The sequence below is a fragment of the Algoriphagus aurantiacus genome, assembly GCF_035156405.1.
GTDB classification, from domain to species: domain Bacteria; phylum Bacteroidota; class Bacteroidia; order Cytophagales; family Cyclobacteriaceae; genus Algoriphagus; species Algoriphagus aurantiacus.
The window spans coordinates 13,316-31,049 of the sequence record NZ_JAXRUT010000023.1; the positions used below are offsets into that span (position 1 = coordinate 13,316).

Annotated in this window: 15 protein-coding genes; all 15 read left to right on the plus strand. The window is 35.7% G+C overall.

Features of this window, described 5'->3' with window-relative positions; all coding sequences use genetic code 11:
* Positions 1-140 precede the first annotated feature (140 nt).
* The 15 genes from SYJ56_RS19455 (at position 141) to SYJ56_RS19525 (ending at position 17,444) form a co-directional block, all read left to right on the plus strand.
* Positions 141-665: an acyltransferase gene (locus SYJ56_RS19455; RefSeq protein WP_323837068.1), complete on the plus strand. Its 525-nt coding sequence runs from the start codon at positions 141-143 to the stop codon at positions 663-665.
* A 33-nt stretch (positions 666-698) separates the two neighbouring features.
* Entirely contained in the window at positions 699-2,102 is a 1,404-nt protein-coding gene (locus SYJ56_RS19460; RefSeq protein ID WP_323837070.1) for a lipopolysaccharide biosynthesis protein, read from the plus strand.
* Positions 2,102-3,511: a hypothetical protein gene (locus SYJ56_RS19465; protein WP_323837072.1), complete on the plus strand. Its 1,410-nt coding sequence runs from the start codon at positions 2,102-2,104 to the stop codon at positions 3,509-3,511. Before SYJ56_RS19460 ends, SYJ56_RS19465 begins: the two co-directional genes overlap by 1 nt.
* Positions 3,512-3,542: 31 nt before the next feature.
* Positions 3,543-4,163, plus strand: a complete 621-nt coding sequence (locus SYJ56_RS19470; RefSeq protein ID WP_323837074.1) for an acetyltransferase — start codon at positions 3,543-3,545, stop codon at positions 4,161-4,163.
* 16 nt (positions 4,164-4,179) lie between these two features.
* On the plus strand, positions 4,180-5,070 hold the full coding sequence (locus SYJ56_RS19475) for a glycosyltransferase family 2 protein (protein ID WP_323837076.1): 891 nt from the start codon (positions 4,180-4,182) through the stop codon (positions 5,068-5,070).
* Between the two features lie 117 nt (positions 5,071-5,187).
* The gene (locus SYJ56_RS19480; RefSeq protein ID WP_323837078.1) at positions 5,188-6,279 is read left to right on the plus strand and encodes a Wzz/FepE/Etk N-terminal domain-containing protein; all 1,092 of its coding nucleotides are present in this window, start codon (positions 5,188-5,190) and stop codon (positions 6,277-6,279) included.
* Between the two features lies 1 nt (position 6,280).
* Positions 6,281-7,276 carry a glycosyltransferase family 2 protein gene (locus SYJ56_RS19485; protein WP_323837080.1) on the plus strand — a complete coding sequence of 332 codons (996 nt, stop codon included), beginning with the start codon at positions 6,281-6,283 and terminating at the stop codon, positions 7,274-7,276.
* Positions 7,273-8,475 carry a hypothetical protein gene (locus tag SYJ56_RS19490; RefSeq protein ID WP_323837082.1) on the plus strand — a complete coding sequence of 401 codons (1,203 nt, stop codon included), beginning with the start codon at positions 7,273-7,275 and terminating at the stop codon, positions 8,473-8,475. The genes SYJ56_RS19485 and SYJ56_RS19490 overlap by 4 nt, the downstream gene beginning before the upstream one ends.
* An 8-nt stretch (positions 8,476-8,483) precedes the next feature.
* A complete protein-coding gene (locus SYJ56_RS19495; RefSeq protein WP_323837084.1) occupies positions 8,484-9,218 on the plus strand; it encodes a glycosyltransferase family A protein in 735 nt (244 codons plus the stop codon).
* Positions 9,218-9,973, plus strand: a complete 756-nt coding sequence (locus SYJ56_RS19500; RefSeq protein ID WP_323837085.1) for a glycosyltransferase family 2 protein — start codon at positions 9,218-9,220, stop codon at positions 9,971-9,973. Before SYJ56_RS19495 ends, SYJ56_RS19500 begins: the two co-directional genes overlap by 1 nt.
* Before the next feature lie 2 nt (positions 9,974-9,975).
* Positions 9,976-10,842, plus strand: coding sequence for a glycosyltransferase family 2 protein (locus tag SYJ56_RS19505; RefSeq protein WP_323837086.1), 867 nt, complete (start codon positions 9,976-9,978; stop codon positions 10,840-10,842).
* Positions 10,843-10,844: 2 nt separating this feature from the next.
* Positions 10,845-12,569: a capsule assembly Wzi family protein gene (locus SYJ56_RS19510; protein WP_323837088.1), complete on the plus strand. Its 1,725-nt coding sequence runs from the start codon at positions 10,845-10,847 to the stop codon at positions 12,567-12,569.
* A 255-nt stretch (positions 12,570-12,824) separates the two neighbouring features.
* Entirely contained in the window at positions 12,825-14,129 is a 1,305-nt protein-coding gene (locus tag SYJ56_RS19515) for a nucleotide sugar dehydrogenase (protein ID WP_323837090.1), read from the plus strand.
* Between the two features lie 112 nt (positions 14,130-14,241).
* The gene (locus tag SYJ56_RS19520; protein ID WP_323837092.1) at positions 14,242-15,069 is read left to right on the plus strand and encodes a polysaccharide biosynthesis/export family protein; all 828 of its coding nucleotides are present in this window, start codon (positions 14,242-14,244) and stop codon (positions 15,067-15,069) included.
* 11 nt (positions 15,070-15,080) lie between these two features.
* A complete protein-coding gene (locus SYJ56_RS19525; protein WP_323837094.1) occupies positions 15,081-17,444 on the plus strand; it encodes a GumC family protein in 2,364 nt (787 codons plus the stop codon).
* Positions 17,445-17,734: the final 290 nt, after the last annotated feature.

Here is a 17,734-nt window from a genome sequence, read left to right on the forward strand (position 1 = left end):
ACAAAACCCAAAAGCTACTAAAACTTGATAATGAGTAAGTCATTCCTCATGGAATTCTGCTTTAATGAAATAGATGGTTTGACACGCTTTTCAGTTGCTGAAAAAAAATGTGGAATCGTGACTCTGAATATACTTGATTCATGAATGTCCTAAAGTTCATACGTCACCATTATAGGGCATATAAAAAGAGGAAAAGAATCGATTTTCACACTAAGCAAGCTAAGAAGGTATTAGGAGGCTATGGAGATTTGTTGAAAGTTAATTTCAAATGCCTCTTTAATGACAATGTTTTCTTAGGCAAAAACTGTCATTTCAATGGAATTGAAATCCCAAAAGGTGGTAAAGTGACGATAGGAAATAATTTTCACTCGGGTAAATCCTGCATGATTCTGTCAAAATATCATAATTATGAAGGGACAAAAATCCCTTATGATAATACGTATATAGTAAAGGATGTTGTTATAGAAGATAACGTTTGGTTAGGAAATAATGTAATTGTTTTAGGAGGAATCACTATTGGAGAAGGGGCAATTATTCAAGCAGGTGCAGTAGTTGTTAGTGATATCCCTGCCTGCGCAATTGCCGGTGGAAATCCTGCAAAAGTATTTAAGGAAAGGGACAAAGAACACTATAATACTCTTAAGAAAGAGGGGAGATTTCATTAAAATTTATTTTTCTTAAGGAAGTCGTTCTTTATTATGTTTAAAAAATTATTTAGCCATACAGTTATTTATGGTTTTGCTCCCCAAGTTGCCAAAGTAGCTCAATTTTTTATTTTGCCTGTTATTACCCAGGATTTAACAGAAATTGATTTTGGGGTGGCAGGGATACTTACGGCTTATACGAGTAGTATAGCCGTATTGGCATTTTTGGGGCTCAGGGTAATCTTAGTCAATACCTTTTATAAATCGCCCAATCATTTTAAGTGGGCTTGGAGACAAATTTACGGGTTCTTAACCTTATGGAATTTTGTGTATGCGTTACTTTTGGGATTTTTAATTTATTGGATTATTCCGGAGGAGGCGCATGAAGATAGGTGGTTGATTATGTTAATAAATGTTGCCCCTTTGGTTCTATTTGGTCCTGTTGGGACCATAGGAACAACCTATTTTCAATTAAAACAAAAACCATTACAGATAGGTTTAAGAACTGCTCTATTTGGTGTTTTGGCAGTTTTTCTGAATCTTTATTTTATCTCATTTCTGAAACTGGGCTATATGGGCTGGTTTTGGTCTAATCTTATAGTGACAGTTCTTTCTAATGCTTCATATTATTATCCAATAAATTTTAAATTTGGATTAAAGCCTATTTTTAATTTTAAATGGAGACTTATAAAACAGTCACTCAAGGTCAGCCTGCCTACAGTACCTCATTACTATTCAACCTATTTATTGAACTCTTCGGATAAAATGGTCATGGATGTGTTAGGTGTAGGTGTGGATAAAATAGGGAAGTATAATGCAGCATACATGGTCGGGAATATCTTCCAGCAGATAGGGGTGGCAGCAGGTTTTGCAGTTGGCCCTATGATGATGCAGAAATTCAAAGAAGGGAAAGATATAGTCGCTAGAAATTTAATCTTCGGACTACAATTTGCCTTTTTTGTGTTGACATTCTTGGCTAGTATTTGGCTCAAGGAACTTTTTTCCTTTCTATTAAGAAGTCCCGGTTTGGATCAATTGTATTCCCTAGGTATCATTATTATTATGGGGTATAACTACCGCCCCATGTACATGGGGTCTAGTAATAAGTTGTTTTTTGTAGAAAAGACTAATATTATTTGGAAAGTTACCTTCGTGGCAGGGATTATTAATGTGGTACTTAATTCTATATTTATCCCAATTTACGGTTTTGAAGTTGCTGCATACACCACATTCATATCACTAATGTTTATGGGCTACATTGGGTTTTTTATTCCTTCAATAAAGGCTGAAAATCCTGTTAACTACCATCCCTTAGCTTGGTTGATAATGACAATAGGATTAACCGTAGGAGCCTATTTCATCGTTGATTTTCCAATGCATCTAAAAATAGTTATTACACTGCTGGTTTTAGGGATTTCACTGATTTCTGCTTTCCTATTCAAAAAAAGATTTAACTAGTGGATTTTAAAGTAAGGCAGGAGGTTATTAGTTTTCTCAATGATTTTGAGGCCAAGCACCCTACAGAACAGTGGTTAGCCGAAGGGGTTAAAGTTTGGCCTATACTTAAAACGAGCCTTTTTTTAAGGTTGGCTTGGGGAGATAAAGGATTTCATAAACAAAACTTTGATCGTTCTGAGTTAGTTGACTCTGTTTATCGTACAGCAAAAAGGATTAGATCCAGCTCTTGGCTAAAAGGGGTAGAGCTGAAGTCAGCAAATTATTTGTTTTTCAGTGGGGTTAATTTTAGAGAAAAGTTCAATGGGGAGTCCTTCAATAAATTTTATGACCCAATAGGCGATGAGTTAGAAGGAAAAGGCAAGAAATTTATTTTTTTGGAATATGGAAGTACAGCTCAAGAGAACACCTATAAAAACCGGGTGAAAAATATTCAACTTATTTATCACTATTTTGAAAACAGAGTTAAAATAGCGGAGATTGACTATTCCAAATGGAATGGAATCGTCGAACTCATATCTTTTTTTCAAAGTAGGTTGTCATGTTCGAGTTTATCCGTTTACGAGAAGATTCGGGATACCTTAAGAAAGGTTTTCATTTGGAAGGCAAGTTTCGACTGGATTTTGGATCAAACTAAACCACAGAAAATTTTCCTTTTGTCGTACTATAATTTTCCTTGTTTCGGTTTATTGATTGCTGCAAGAAGGAGGGGAATTGCCTGTGTTGACATACAGCACGGCCCGCAAGGAGTGTTGCACGTAGCATATTCTGGATTTAAAGAGGATTATGCTATCCTTCCTACTTCGTTCTGGTTGTGGGATTCAAAATCAGAAGAACAATTAAAGGACAATCTGAATTTTTCTACATTTCAAACTACAGTAGGAGGAAACCCTTGGCATTATTTTTTAATGAATAAAAGTAATGAGTTGAACCAAAAGAAACCCTCCATCTTATTCACACTTCAACCAGTTAATCCCATTATAGATGAATATGTGATTGATACTATACTCAGGACAAAGGATGAGTATGCTTGGTTGATTCGCCTACACCCGAGGATTGATACCACTTCAAAAGGTGGCCTGATTGAGAAATTGAAAATCTTGGGGATTTTCGATAAGGGATTATGGGATTTAGCAAATGAAACCCCATTGCCTTTATTATTGAAAGAAGTGGATCTTCATATTTCCAAGTTTTCAGGATGTATTTCTGAAGCTGCAGATATAGGCACATTCAGCATAATACTTGAGCATGTTGGTGAAATTACTTTCAAACATTTGTTAAAGGAGCAAATAGCAATAGGGGGGATAGATTTTAATTCTGAAAATTTATTGTCCGCTATTCATGCTAACATTGGCAAAAAGAAAGCAGTAGATTCAGTTGATTTAGAATTAGTAGTAGATCAGTTATGCTGATTTTTTATTTTCCAAATAACTTAGGAAGATAATGGTAATTGCGGGCGCAGGTGGTCATGCTTTAGAGATTTTTGACGAATTGAAATGTCTAAAACCAGGAGAAACAGGGAATGGCTTTATTTGCTATGATGAAGATTTCTCCAAATTGAAGTTTAAGCAAAACATCAGTATTCTTCACACTGAAGATGAATTGAAACAAGAAATTCCTGATTCTTTTAGGTTTTGCTTAGGAGTAGGCAACCCTCGCGTTAGAAAGAGAATGATTGGTTTTCTTGAGCAATTAGGAGGGATCTACTTTCCAATTGAATCAATAAACGCTGTAATAAGTGAATCTTCCTTAGGGGTTTTTGATGCCTTGAATCAATCTTTTATTGGCCCGAATGTAAAAATTGGTTTGGGATCTTTGATTAATGTAGGGGCCAAAATTCATCATGAAGTCAGTCTTGGAGAATTTGTGGAAATTGGCCCAGGTTCTCTGATTTTAGGAAATGTGACCATAGGTGATTTTACCCAAATCGGTGCAGGAGTAGTAATTCTTCCTGGAGTTAAGGTTGGTGAAAATTGTATAATTGGGGCAGGCTCTGTTGTAACCCGAAATATTGAAGATGGGGTGACTGCATATGGTGTTCCATGTAAAATAATCATTCAATAGATTCTATAAACCTTTCATGGAATTTCAAAATAACATGAATGTAATAATTTCTGTAATCATTCCTACTTACAGGGAATGGGACATTTTAACTACCTGCCTCAACGCATTGGAAGCACAAAATCTTCCGCCTGAGTTCTTTGAAATTTTGATAATCAATAATTCTATTAATCATCCTTTACCCGAAGGGTACGCCTTACCCAAAAATGCAAAAGTAGTTGATCAGCCAATTAAAGGATCCTATGCGGCCAGAAACATGGGAATAAAGCTCGCTTCAGGCGATTTTTTTGCATTTACAGATTCTGATTGCACGCCGGAGATAGACTGGATCTCCAAGGGATTAGCTTACCTGATGAGATCAAATGTGGATTTAGTTGGAGGAAAAATAGTGCTTTACAAACCTGTGGATGGCGACCAATTGACCTATTTGTATGAGGATAATTTTTCCTTTAATCAAAAGAAAAACGTGGAGCGAAATGGTCAAAGCATCACGGCCAATCTTTTTTGTTCAAGAGAAGTAATCCTAAATAATGGTCCGTTTTTGGAGAATTTACTGTCAGGAGGAGATTTTGAATGGACTCGAAGAGCTACTTCAGCAGGCTTTAATTTGGTTTATGGTTCAGACGTAATTGTCAAGCATCCCTCCAGAAGAAATCTATCGGAATTGATTAAAAAAAAGAAAAGAACAATAGGAGGGATGTACTTCAGGTTTTTCAAACAGTATAGTGCTGCCCAGAAATTCTTGTTTACAGTTAAATTTCTTCGACCTCATATAACTATTTTAGCGTACAAGCATCTGAGTTTTACAGAACGTGTTCAGCTTTTCTTTGCTACCTGGTATGTAGAATTTATCGGAATGAAAGAGATGTTGTTATTACATTTTATGAGAAAACCTGCCCAAAGATCTTAGCCAACTGGCCCTGTACCTTGCATCTTCCACAAAATTAAGACTAAGCCTGTTAATAAGGTATTCTCAAACCATTAGGAGATCATCTTTTAAAGTTTTTGTATTTTCAATATTCCAATTATGAATAAAAAGACTGAAAAAATTCTGGCACAGAACGATTTTACAATCGTAAACCTGACCAGACTTATCCGAATGAAACTGCATTTGCTGATAGGTACTATAGTCCTTTTTATGTTAATGGGGTACGTTTATTATTCTACTACACCTGATTCCTATGTCTCTACCTCGGTATTATTGGTGGAGGCGCAAAATTCAAGTTCCTCAGGAGGATTAGGTTCTTTGGCTCAAGTAGCTGGGATTTCTGTTCCTGGGAATGCGGACCCAATTAATACCTTAGACCCCGCCCTTTATCCTCTTATTTTGCAAAGCAAGCCTTTTTTGGAGGAATTAATGAATACTAAGGTTAAGTCGAACCAATATCAGGATTCTGTTAGTTTGTTTAAATATATGGTCGAAGTAAGGCCTCAAAATAGTATCTATAAGGTACTCAAAAGACCTTCAACCATTATTAGTTCTCCTCTTAAAATTGATGATTCCCAAATAAATGAAGCCAGAGGAAAGAATAGAGTGCAATATAATCCATTTGAGCTTTATGCTTTAGGTCAAATTGGCCAGCGTATCCTAGCTACTTCTGAGGGCAGATTATTGACCATTACTACTGAAATGCCTGAGGCAGAGCTGTCATTTCAGTTTTCCCGATTAGTAGAAAAATTACTGATTGAATACGCTACGAAGTATTTGATAGAAAAGCAAGAGGCCCAAGTAGAATATTTGGATGCTCAATTCCTGAAAAGCGAAATAGGATTTAAAGATGCCCAATCCACTTTAGCAAACTTCAAGGAAAGAAACCAGGGTTTGTTTTCAGAAAGTTTGAAAGCCTATGAACAAAATTTAAATGCTGAGTACAGCTTGAAATTTGAGCTGTTCCGAACTATTGCTCAGGAATTGGAATTGGCTAAGATAAAATTGAATAGTCAGAAACCTATTTTCACATCAATTGAGCCTTCCTATATAGCGCTTAGTCCTGCTTCACCTAAGCTTATGTTGACCGTAGTGTTTATGCTTGTTCTGGGTTTTATTTTTGGGCTGATCCTCATATTTGTTATTTATACCAGAAACTATTTTCAGATCCATCAAGGAGAGAATCCCTAAGTTGAAAGTATCCTTAATTATTCCGTGTTTTAACAATGCGGATCATATTGAAGAGACCTTAGCTTCAGTTCAAAATCAAACTACAGCTGACTGGGAATGCATTGTGGTGGATGATGGGTCTTCGGATGATTCAATTACTATTATCAATTCATTTTCTAGGGCAGATGCTAGGTTTCACTATTATTCAAGACCCGATCATATACCTAAGGGAGCCAATGCGTGTAGGAACTTCGGTGTAAGTAAAAGCTCCGGTACACACCTGGTATTCCTTGATGCCGATGATTTGTTATCCGAAGACTGCATTGAAGTGAGAGAAGGCTATTATCGGGACGAAGATCTGGTAATCTTTTCGACGGCGCATTTCACCGATTCAATTGAAGAGGCAACCCCCTTTATTTCTGGTCTTAATGTGAATCTCTCTCCGATCAATTATCGGAATATGTTTCTAGCTTATTGGATTCCTTGGCATTTAAGTAGCGGGCTTTGGAAAAAAGACTTTTTCGAAAAAAGTGGGGGCTTCAATCCTAACCTAAAAAGATTCCAGGATGTAGAGTTACATGTAAGAGCATTAAGTATTCCTGATTTCAGCTTTAGTATTCACTTAGCACATGGCTATACTTCCTATTACAGGAAATCAGCTTTTCATACTAAAATTGGATTAGAAAAGCGAAGGTTTATTCTGGACCAAGGATTTCAGTATGCCAAACTATTGAAATCCCAGTTGCCGCCCCATGACTTTACGAAGTCAGCGGGGCTTTTTATTTACTTCCTATTCAGGTTTGAAGAGGTGTTTTCATCTGCTGATCTTAAGGAAGTAAAAAACTTATTTCTTAATAGCGAAAAAGAAAGGAAGGTCTCGAATTTGAAAGGTGATTTGGCTATCCTGGTAAATTTGTTTGAAAAGTTACTCACTAAGCCAAATCGATTCAGGAAGTATCTCAGTTATGTTATTTATAGGAAGTTTAGATTTATACAAATTAGCAAACTAAACACTTGAAAGTCTACTATCAAAATATTGAGTTTTGGGAATTGATTTCTCTTCCATTTTACTTTGTAGTTCTTTATCTGCTTTTGACAGCTTTTGCTAAACGAGTGTTGCTTGAAGACGCCAAATTCATCAATCTTTATTTTTTGGCACTCCTGCTGTTTTATTTGGCCATTGGATTATTGGATTTCAAGATCCGATTAATTCCATATTTTCCTGATACCAATTTGTTCACTAGGATTTTGGAAACTGGTATTACTCCTTCTAATCAATCCATTGGAGTGAAGATTGGTTATAAGTTCCTGGCGATTCCTGTCTACTGGCTTTCACTAAAGTCCATTTTCAATTATTTTCTATTTAATATATTTTTCTTTCAGTTGGGCATAGTCCTCCTAGCAGGAGCATTTAATAGAAGCTACAAGATACATGATGTATGGATACAGCGGTTTTACCTAGTTCTTTCAGTCTTTTTACCTTCCGTGATCGTGTATTCTTTTACTCCGCTACGGGAAAGTTATTTTATACTTGCCCTAGGACTGTTTTTTTACGGACTTACAGGGAAATATCGGGTCAATGTATTTCTTTTGCTAGGAGTTTTGTTAGCGGGTATTCTTAGAATTCAGCTGTTGCTTTACTTCTTTATTATTTTTGGTTTACAGGTATTGAGCCAATTGAAGCTCAACCGTAAGCTAATTATTATACTTGTTATAATGCTCTTTCCTGTGTTTTTTGTAGCACTCAACTATTTGTCAACCAGCATTTTAAATATTTCGATTTCACCCGAAAGCCTTACCCTTTTCAGGAATATCCAACGCATGAATTATTTTGAATCTGGCGTGATCTATCCCGAAGTTGCTTGGGATAATTGGCTTGACGTATTATTGGATTTTCCCGGTTTGTTTTTTCAGTTTCTATTGGCACCTTTTCCAGTAATTATTTTCATTCCCTTCTGGACAAAACTCGCCTATTTTGCTGATGGCCTTTATTTATTGGCAGTGTTGATTCTAAGTGCTTTTTTCATTAAGCAGATCAATAAACATGGACTTTGGATACTTTATATTGTGATTTACTTAGCCATGTCGGCATTTTTTGAGTTCCACCTTCTTGGAGCCGTACGTCACCGATTGCCGGCGACCTTACTGATCTTGGGGCTAACCGCACAGGGTCTCGCTTATTACTTGCCCAAATATCGATGGATTTTCAAGTTCTAATTTCAACTATGAATGAGGATCCTACTTCATTCAAAAGATTGGCTATTTCCACTTTGGTAATTTCTCAAAATGCTACTGCTTACGAGGAATCCAGTCAGGATTTTATGTTTTTATCCTTCAATGAACGTGGGCTCTCAAAGAGCAGGAATCGGGCAATTGGTCAGGCTACAGCTAAGTTTGCACTGATTGCTGATGACGACGTATCTTTCTGTGAGAATTTTGAAAAAAAAATTGAAACGGGATTTAAGCAATTTCCAGATGCTGATATCCTTACGTTCAAGATTTTAACTCCTTCAGGTGAGGCGTATAAGAAGTATGCTCCCAATGCTTTTAAACATGACCGCAGTAGCATTTACAAAGTTTCATCCGTTGAGATTGTAATCAGACCTGATCGTGTAAGAAATGCAGGGCTTCAATTCGACGAAAATTTTGGCTTGGGAGCTGTCTATCCAAGCAGTGAAGAAATGATTTTCTTAAATGATGCATTAAACAAAGGGCTTAATATCTATTTTATTCCAGAATATATCGTCGTTCATCCCGTTGAAAGTTCAGGAAAGATTTTAGATAGGGATTTTTACCGAAGTAAGGGAGCATTAATTCGCAGATTGTATGGATCATCTATGTTTTTGTGTATTGGAATTGCATTTTTAATAAAACAAATTTTAAAACCACAAAGGTCTATTTCATTGCTTAGCTCGATCAAGGAAAGTGTCAAGGGGTTTAATTCTATCACCAACGAATAATGTTAGTATCTATAATTACCCCAGTTCATAATGCTTATTCCCATATAGAAGATACCATTCAGTCTGTTTTGAATCAGACCTTCATTGATTGGGAATTGATACTTATTGATGATTATTCTTCTGATAATGGAATTCATATTTTAAATAAATATGAAGAGATGGATGCTAGAATTCATCTTTACAAAAATCCAAACAATCTGGGGGCTGCACTCAGCCGAAATAAGGGGATTGAAATTGCTCAAGGAAGATTTATTGCCTTTTTAGACAGCGATGATCTGTGGGAGCCAAATAAGCTTGAAGTTCAAGTAAAGTTTATGCTGGAGAGTAATCATGCCTTTACTTTTTCAGGATACCTTAAGTTTCGCGAGCAAACTATTATAGGAGAACACGAAGTACCTCATCGTGTAAATCATAAGGAACTCTTAAAGACTTGTTCTATAGGCTGTCTTACTGCTATGTACGATACCGATCAATTGGGGAAGGTATATATGCCTGTGATCTCAAGAAGACAGGATTTTGCACTTTGGCTGAAAATACTCAAAATGATTCCTTACGCTTATGGAATCAATCAACCTCTGGCTAGATATCGCCTGCGCAATGATTCCATCTCGGGAAATAAATTTCTAGCAGCAAAGTACCAGTGGAGAGTATATCGGGAATTCGAACATTTAAACTTTTTTGAAGCTTGTTATTATTTCTCTCATTATACCTTTTTTGGCGTATTAAAAACCTATCTCCATAAAGCCAAAAAGTAATCTTGCATTCATTTTCTATTTCTGTAATAATTCCGGTATTCAAAGATTGGACTCGTCTGGTGCTCTGTCTGGATGCCTTGGAAGCACAAAAGAATACCAATTCCTCCTTTGAGGTGATTGTAGTGAATAATGATCCTGGTGATTCATTCATTCCAAGCCCTACCTACACCTTTCCCATTAAGTTTTTGAAAGAACCTGTTCCTGGTTCCTATTCGGCCAGGAACAGGGGACTGTCCCAAGCTACTGGTGATGCTTTTCTATTTACAGATTCGGACTGTATCCCTGCTCCTGACTGGATTAGCGTAGCATCAAAACTGCTGGAGGAAAATACTGCAGATTTGTTTGCAGGCTCTATTGCTCTTTTTTCGCAGGTAGACAACAAATATGTCCGACTTGAAAAGGCTTTTGCCTTTCCCAACTCAACCTATGTCTCTAAGTATAACTTTGGGGTTACAGCTAACCTTTTAGTAAAAAAAGAGGTTGTGGAAAGTATTGGAGCATTCAATGCAGGTCTTTTTACAGGAGGCGATTCAGAGTTTTGCAATAGGGCTTTCAATGCCGGCTTTAAGATTAACTACTGTCCGACTTTGAAGGTTAATCATCCTGCTAGGTCGAGTTGGGAAGAGTTAAAAGTAAGGGCTATCCGCTTTGGAGGTCGATTGCCAACAAAAGGGAATTCCTTTATTGTTACGTTGAAACTACTGGGAAAATTCAGAATCCATTGGAAAGATATTTCGGAAATATATCAGCTTAAGGAAGTAAGTTTTTCTGACAAATTGGACTTTTTTGTTATACGGCAAAAACTAAGGTGGGTAGAAGCAAAGGAATCATTCAGTGTTTTTTTTGGTAAAAATCCAGGTAGAAAATAAAAATGCAGGCTAAAGCAATGCGGGTAGGCAAAAGGATGAAATTATGGGGCAGAAATGCGCTTTTAATTCTGCTGTCTCTGATTTCGGAATCTGCCTTAAGTCAGATATTGAATGCAGATGATCCGGTATTGGAAGAATTTATAAGAAGAAAACAGCTGCTCGGGGAGTTTGATTCAGCATTCTCTTTTCAAATAAGGCCGTTTTATTTAGCAGCGGTAGATTCTACACCAGCTGTTCGGGATGTAGTGAATTACCTATCAGGAAGGAAGCCTCTACGAAAAAAGCATGTGCAATTCAGTTTACTGCCCTTACGTTTAAGAACCGAAGTAAACAGTAAAAGGCCGTATGGATGGGGCAATAAACTGATGGTTCCCAATGTAGGAATCCAAACTACCCTGAGTGCAGGTTTTTATACCAGATTTCATGTGCTTGAAATCCAATTCCAACCTGAATATCTTTTTGCCCAAAATAAGCCCTATCAAGGCTTTGGTGAAGATTTTACGTCTAAGGAAATAAGTGCTAGGTTTTTCTATTGGAACAATGGCGATAACCCAGAGCGATTTGGAGCAGGGGCTATTTCAAAGTTTTGGTGGGGACAGTCTAGTGCAAATATTGTCACCGGACCGATAGCTTTGGGTATTTCTACCCAGAATATCTGGTGGGGGCCTGGTCAGTTTAATTCGTTGGTATTTAGTGATAATGCTCAAGGTTTCCCTCATTTAAGCCTAGCTACCAGAAAGCCTCTTCGCACCTTTATGGGGAATTTCGAAGGGCAGATAATAGTAGGAAGATTAGAAAACAGTGGACTTGCTCCAAGTCAAATAGAGAGATTTAATGACCTGCTTTTCAGGAAATTTGATGGAGATTGGCGCTATCTCAATGGGATTTCATTGACCTATAACCCATCATTCATTCCACACTTATTTGTAGGATTTAATAGGACCTTTCAGCAATACAGCAAGTATAAAGGCGATACATTTGCGGAGTGGTTTCCCATTTTTGAAGGTTTCCAAAAGGAGAAGTTTTTTACTAATGGCAATTCTGTCATCTATGATAGCAATGGACGAGATCAGCAAGTTTCAATATTCTTTAGACTATTGGTTCCAAAGGCTCATTTTGAAATATATGGGGAGTACGGTCGGCGGGATCACTCGTTCAACTGGCGGGAGTTTATTTTAAATCCTGAACATGCTAGAGCATATCTAGCTGGTTTTCAAAAGATTTTCCCTATAGATGCTGAAAACACATTCATCCAGGTAAGAGGAGAAATGACTCATCAATCAGAATCTGTCAACCGCTACATAAGATATCCGGGTCTCATCGGGAATCAAACATGGCATACTCATGGGCTTGCGAGAGGGTTTGTAAACTATGGCGAGACTTTGGGAGTAGGAAGCGGGGTAGGTTCAAATGTTCAGATCTTGGAAGTTTCCCATGTTTCCGGTTTCAATAAAAGAGGGATACTCCTCGAAAGGTTAGAAAACAACCAAGATTTTTATTATAGAGCATTTGGCCACGATTCTAACAAAAAACCCTGGATCGATTTCAGTGTTGGACTCCTTTGGGATCAGCAGTGGGATCAATTAATTCTAAGCGGAAAAGCTCAATTCATTAAAAGTTATAATTATCAATGGGTGACCGAGTTAAAAAGTAAGGATGACTTCCCTGTGGGATATAATCCATTGGCTTTTTACGGCAGCTTAAATTTAATCTATTCAATTAGGTAGAACTAACTGATTTGTGTTTTAAATCTCTCAAAATTCACTAGTTTTGCGCTCTATTTGAAATGAGTAATTTTGGTACTCATTTGAAGCTAAGATTAAGGGTGACTGAATGATTTTAGTGGTAAGACTACTAAATAATTAAGGAGTAAAGCTTATCCCATGAATAAAGCTAAGTTGTGGGACTGAAAGGGCGAAGCTGACAATTATAGGAATTGGTGATCAAATTTTTATATGAATTCTTTTGAAAGTACAACAACTATGAATACGGAATTAAAAGATGTAAAAATTGCTATAATAGGCTTAGGATATGTTGGCCTTCCATTGGCTGTAGAGTTTGCAAAGAAATATCCTACCGTGGGATTTGATATAAACACAAAGCGAGTAGACGAAATCAATGCTGGCAAAGACAACACCCTTGAAGTGGAAGACGACTTACTTCAGTCAGTATTGGTGAAAAATTTTTCTTCTACAGGGGCAAATGGTTTACTTCCTACTCATCAAGCTACAGATCTTGCTGATTGCACTGTTTATATAGTGACTGTGCCTACTCCTACAGATAGACATAATCGTCCAGTACTTACTCCTATGCTGAAAGCATCGGAGAATATTGGTCGAAGTCTTAAAAAAGGAGATGTAGTCATTTATGAATCCACTGTTTATCCTGGAGTTACAGAAGATGAATGTGTTCCTGTTTTGGAAAAAGTGTCGGGATTGAAATTTAATGAAGATTTTTTTGCAGGATATTCTCCAGAGCGAATTAATCCTGGAGACAAGGAGCATACAGTTGCCAAGATTCTAAAAGTCACCTCAGGATCTACTCCGGAGATTGCGGAGTTTGTGGATCAGTTATATCGTACCGTAATTATTGCAGGTACACACAAGGCATCTTCCATTAAAGTAGCTGAAGCAGCCAAAGTAATTGAAAACTCTCAGAGGGATATTAACATTGCTTTTGTAAATGAGTTGTCTAAAATTTTCAATCTATTGGGAATCGACACAACTGAAGTTCTTGAAGCTGCGGGCACAAAATGGAATTTCCTAAAATTTAAACCAGGATTAGTTGGTGGACATTGCATAGGGGTTGATCCATTTTATTTGGCACAAAAGGCCCAGGAAATGGGATATCATCCAGAAATTATCCTAGCAGGCCGTAGATTGAACGACAGCATGGGAAAGCATGTGGCCACTGAGGTGATCAAACTTATGATGCGAAAGGATCTTAAAGTGATAGATGCAAAGGTGATGATTCTTGGTTTCACGTTTAAAGAAGACTGCCCTGACGTGCGAAATACAAGAGTCATTGATATTTACAAAGAATTACGTTCCTTTGACATGGAAGTAGACGTATATGACCCATGGGCGAATCCGGAGGAAGTAAAGCATGAATACGGAATTGATATCATATCTATCGGACAATCACCCAATTTATCCGATTATTCGGCCATTATCCTAGCCGTGGCACACAAGGAATTTAAGTCTCTTCCAATAGCCAAATCTCAAAACCAAGTAGTATTTGATGTCAAAGGAGTTTTGGAAAAGAATCAAATTGATGCGAGACTCTGATACAATATGTATCAAATTTAAGTCAATTTTGGCCTATTTAACTTCTATCTAAGTCAAGATTAATATATATATATATAAACAATTTAAGGTGACTTTTCTAAAGATGAATAATATGAGAAATAAAATCACGGCATTTATTTGCTTATTTATTGTTTTAATAATCTCTTTTTCTTGCGTTTCTAATAAAAAGGTAATCTTTATGCAAGAATTGGAAGAATCTACAGGCCCATTAGTGGAATCTAGTAAAAAGTATCCATATCAAACGGAAGATTATTTTCTTCAGATAAATGATATTGTGGAAATTAATATTAAAACTACAGACCCAAATTTAAATCTTATTTTTGGAGCTATTACTAATGAGAGTCAAAATAACGCTATGATGGGTGGTGGACAAGGAGCGGGAGATGCCTTTTTTATGAATGGGTATACCATCAGTGATAAAGGTCTCGTTGAAATTCCTCTTATCGGTGAAGTGAGATTGCTAGGATTGACAACAGATCAGGCAAAAGTAATTATTGAAAATGAAGTTTTGAAATATGTTAACAAAAATGAGTTTTTTGTTAGGGTGAGGTTAGGCGGTATTCGTTTTAGTGCTTTAGGTGAATTTACGAAATCAGGTAAATACACTATTCTTCAAAATAGGGTTACTATTTTTGAAGCAATTGCTTATGCAGGTGATTTAAATAATTTAGCAAAGCGAGATGAAATTCTTTTAGTAAGGCAATATCCAGATGGCTCTCAAATTCACAAAATTAACCTATTGGATAGAGAACTATTGGGTTCGGAATTTTATATATTAAAACCTAATGATCTAATATACGCGGAACCTATGAAAGTAAAAGAAATTGGCGCAGGGAATAATTTGGTTGAAACCGTTACACTTTTGACTAGTTCTATTACAGCAATAGCACTGATTCTTACTTTAGTTCGAAATAATTAATTTATTTAAAGATGAATAAATATCAGGAAGAGTATGATGTTTTTGAGGAGAATGAAAATTCTTTTGATTTGAAAATATTATTACCAAAACTTATAAAAATTTGGCCCTACTATCTTTTAAGTCTGATTTTATTTTTAGGTTTATCTTTTTACTATACTAAAACTACATCCCCAACTTATCGTGTTTCTGGTAAGTTTTTTATTAAGGATAAAGAGAACTCTATATCTCTTTTTGATAAATCTTCGGTACTAGAGGATCAAGGAATTGGTATAACAAATGAATCAATCATACTTAAATCTAGTCCAATAGCTGATTCAACCTTAAACCTATTGAAATTTGATGTTGAATATTATAATCAAGGATCATTTTTATTAGAAGAGTTATATAAAAATAAACCCTTTCTAGTAGAAGTGGACTGGAAAAGTCCACAATTGATTAATAGTTTAATCAAAATTGAGTGGAAGAGTCCAACTTCTTATTCTTTGATTTTCGATGCTGAAAGATATACTCAATTTATTCCTGATGGACCAACAAGTATCATAGACCAAATTAACACGCAGATTTTTAATTTTGGAGAATGGATTGAAACTCCAAATTTTAAGCTTAAAATTAGTAATACATCAAATGAAGAAATTGGCAATTTTAATTTTCTTTTAAGGGATAAAAACTTTCTAGTAAGTAAATTCTCAGGGAGTCTAAACGTAGACATAGTTGATAAAAATTCGTCCATTTTAGATCTTAGTCTTATAGTTCCAAATCAAGAAAAGGGTGAAGCTTATTTAAATGCGTTGATGCAAACTTATTTAGACTTAGAACTTCAAGAGAAGAATGAAATTTCAAATAGGACAATAAATTTTATAGATAATCAGGTTTCAGGAGTCTCTGATTCATTAACTTTTTTTGAAAATCAACTACAAAATTTCAGGTCTAACAACAAAATTTATAATCTCAGCAATGAGAGTAATACGGTTTTTAGTCAGCTGACTGCCATTGAAACACAGCTAGCAAATGAAAATCTCAAAAGAAGATATTACCAAACGTTAAAGGATTATTTGGTTAGGGAAAATTATAATGAAATTATGGTTCCTTCGGGACTTGGGATTGAAGACCCTTATTTAAATGGATTGATTGAAAATCTGTTATCAATTCAAGTAGATCGTTCCCGTCTTATGGCTACACAAACGGAACTTTCTCCTGCGGTAAGAGAAGCAAATAAAAAGCTTTCAGATCTTAATAGGTCAATTCGGGAAATTCTTGAAAATGTTGATCTTAATAACTCAATGACTATCAAAGATCTTGAAAGGAGAAAGGAAGAAATAGAAGCCTCTTTCAGGTCTTTACCTGCTGCAGAACAAAATTTAATAAGAATTCAACGCCAAGCTACCTTAAATGAAAGTATATATAACTTCTTAAGCGAAAAGAGAGCTGAAGCCGCTATTACTAAAGCATCAAATCGACCTAACAATAAAATTGTTGAATATGCAAAATCATCCGGAGGGCAAATTAATCCCAAACCAGTCTTAAATTACCTCGTAGCCCTTTTTTTAGGGTTTATGACTCCTATTGGTTTTGTATTAATCAGAGAATTGTTTAGATCTAAAATTGAGGATATTGGATATTTGGAGAGAAAATTAAAACTGCCTGTTATTTCTACCATTCCTAAAGGCAAAACAGATGATAATTTAGTTGTTTTCAACTTTAGTAAAGCAGGGATTTCTGAATCTTTTAGATCACTTCGGGCGAATATTCGCTTTATGATGCCTGCTGAAAGACAAATTACTATTATGTTGACTTCGACTATTTCAGGTGAAGGCAAAACTTTTTGTGCTCTAAACTTGGCGTCTGTTTATTCTTTGACCGGAAAAAAAACAATTTTGATTGGTTGCGATATGAGAAAACCAAAAATATTTCAAGATTTTGACATTCCTAATAATTCTGGTTTATCAACATTATTGAGTGGTCAAGATACAAATTGGAAGGATGTAGTTGTATCTACTAAATTTGATAACTTAGATATTTTAGTCTCAGGTCCTATTCCTCCAAATCCTTCTGAATTATTATTAACTCCACAGTTTGAACTCTTACTTAAGGAATTGAAAGAAACGTATGATATAATTATTCTTGATACTCCTCCGATTGGTTTAGTAAGTGAAACGATAGATTTATTGAATTTTGTTGATTTAACACTCTTTGTTTTTAGACAGAATTATAGTCACCGTACTTTTATTGAAGCATTAAATAGTTTAAAGTATGGTAAAGGATTGAAGAATGTCTATGCATTGTTTAATAGTGTTGATACAACTAAGGTTAATTATGGATATGGATATACTTACGGATATGGGTATGGTTATTATGATGAGGAAAAGAAAAAATAATAGAATGTAATCTTTTCGTTAGAGCAATTTAATTTTTTTATTAGACTTAAGTTTTACTAATTACCTTGATGTTATTGGTTGCTATTATATTCAAATCAGTCAACATTTTAGCTTTTTTTCCTTGGGTAATATTATTTTAAGATAAACAGCCTGAAATTTTTTCTTAACGTCTATACTATCCTAAAAATTATGTCTTTAGGATTTTTTTCTTTTTTGGTTACATTCTGAGTTTGATAGAAGAAGTATTATCTTTAAGCGAAGAAGATGATTACGGGGTTCTTTTCAGCCAC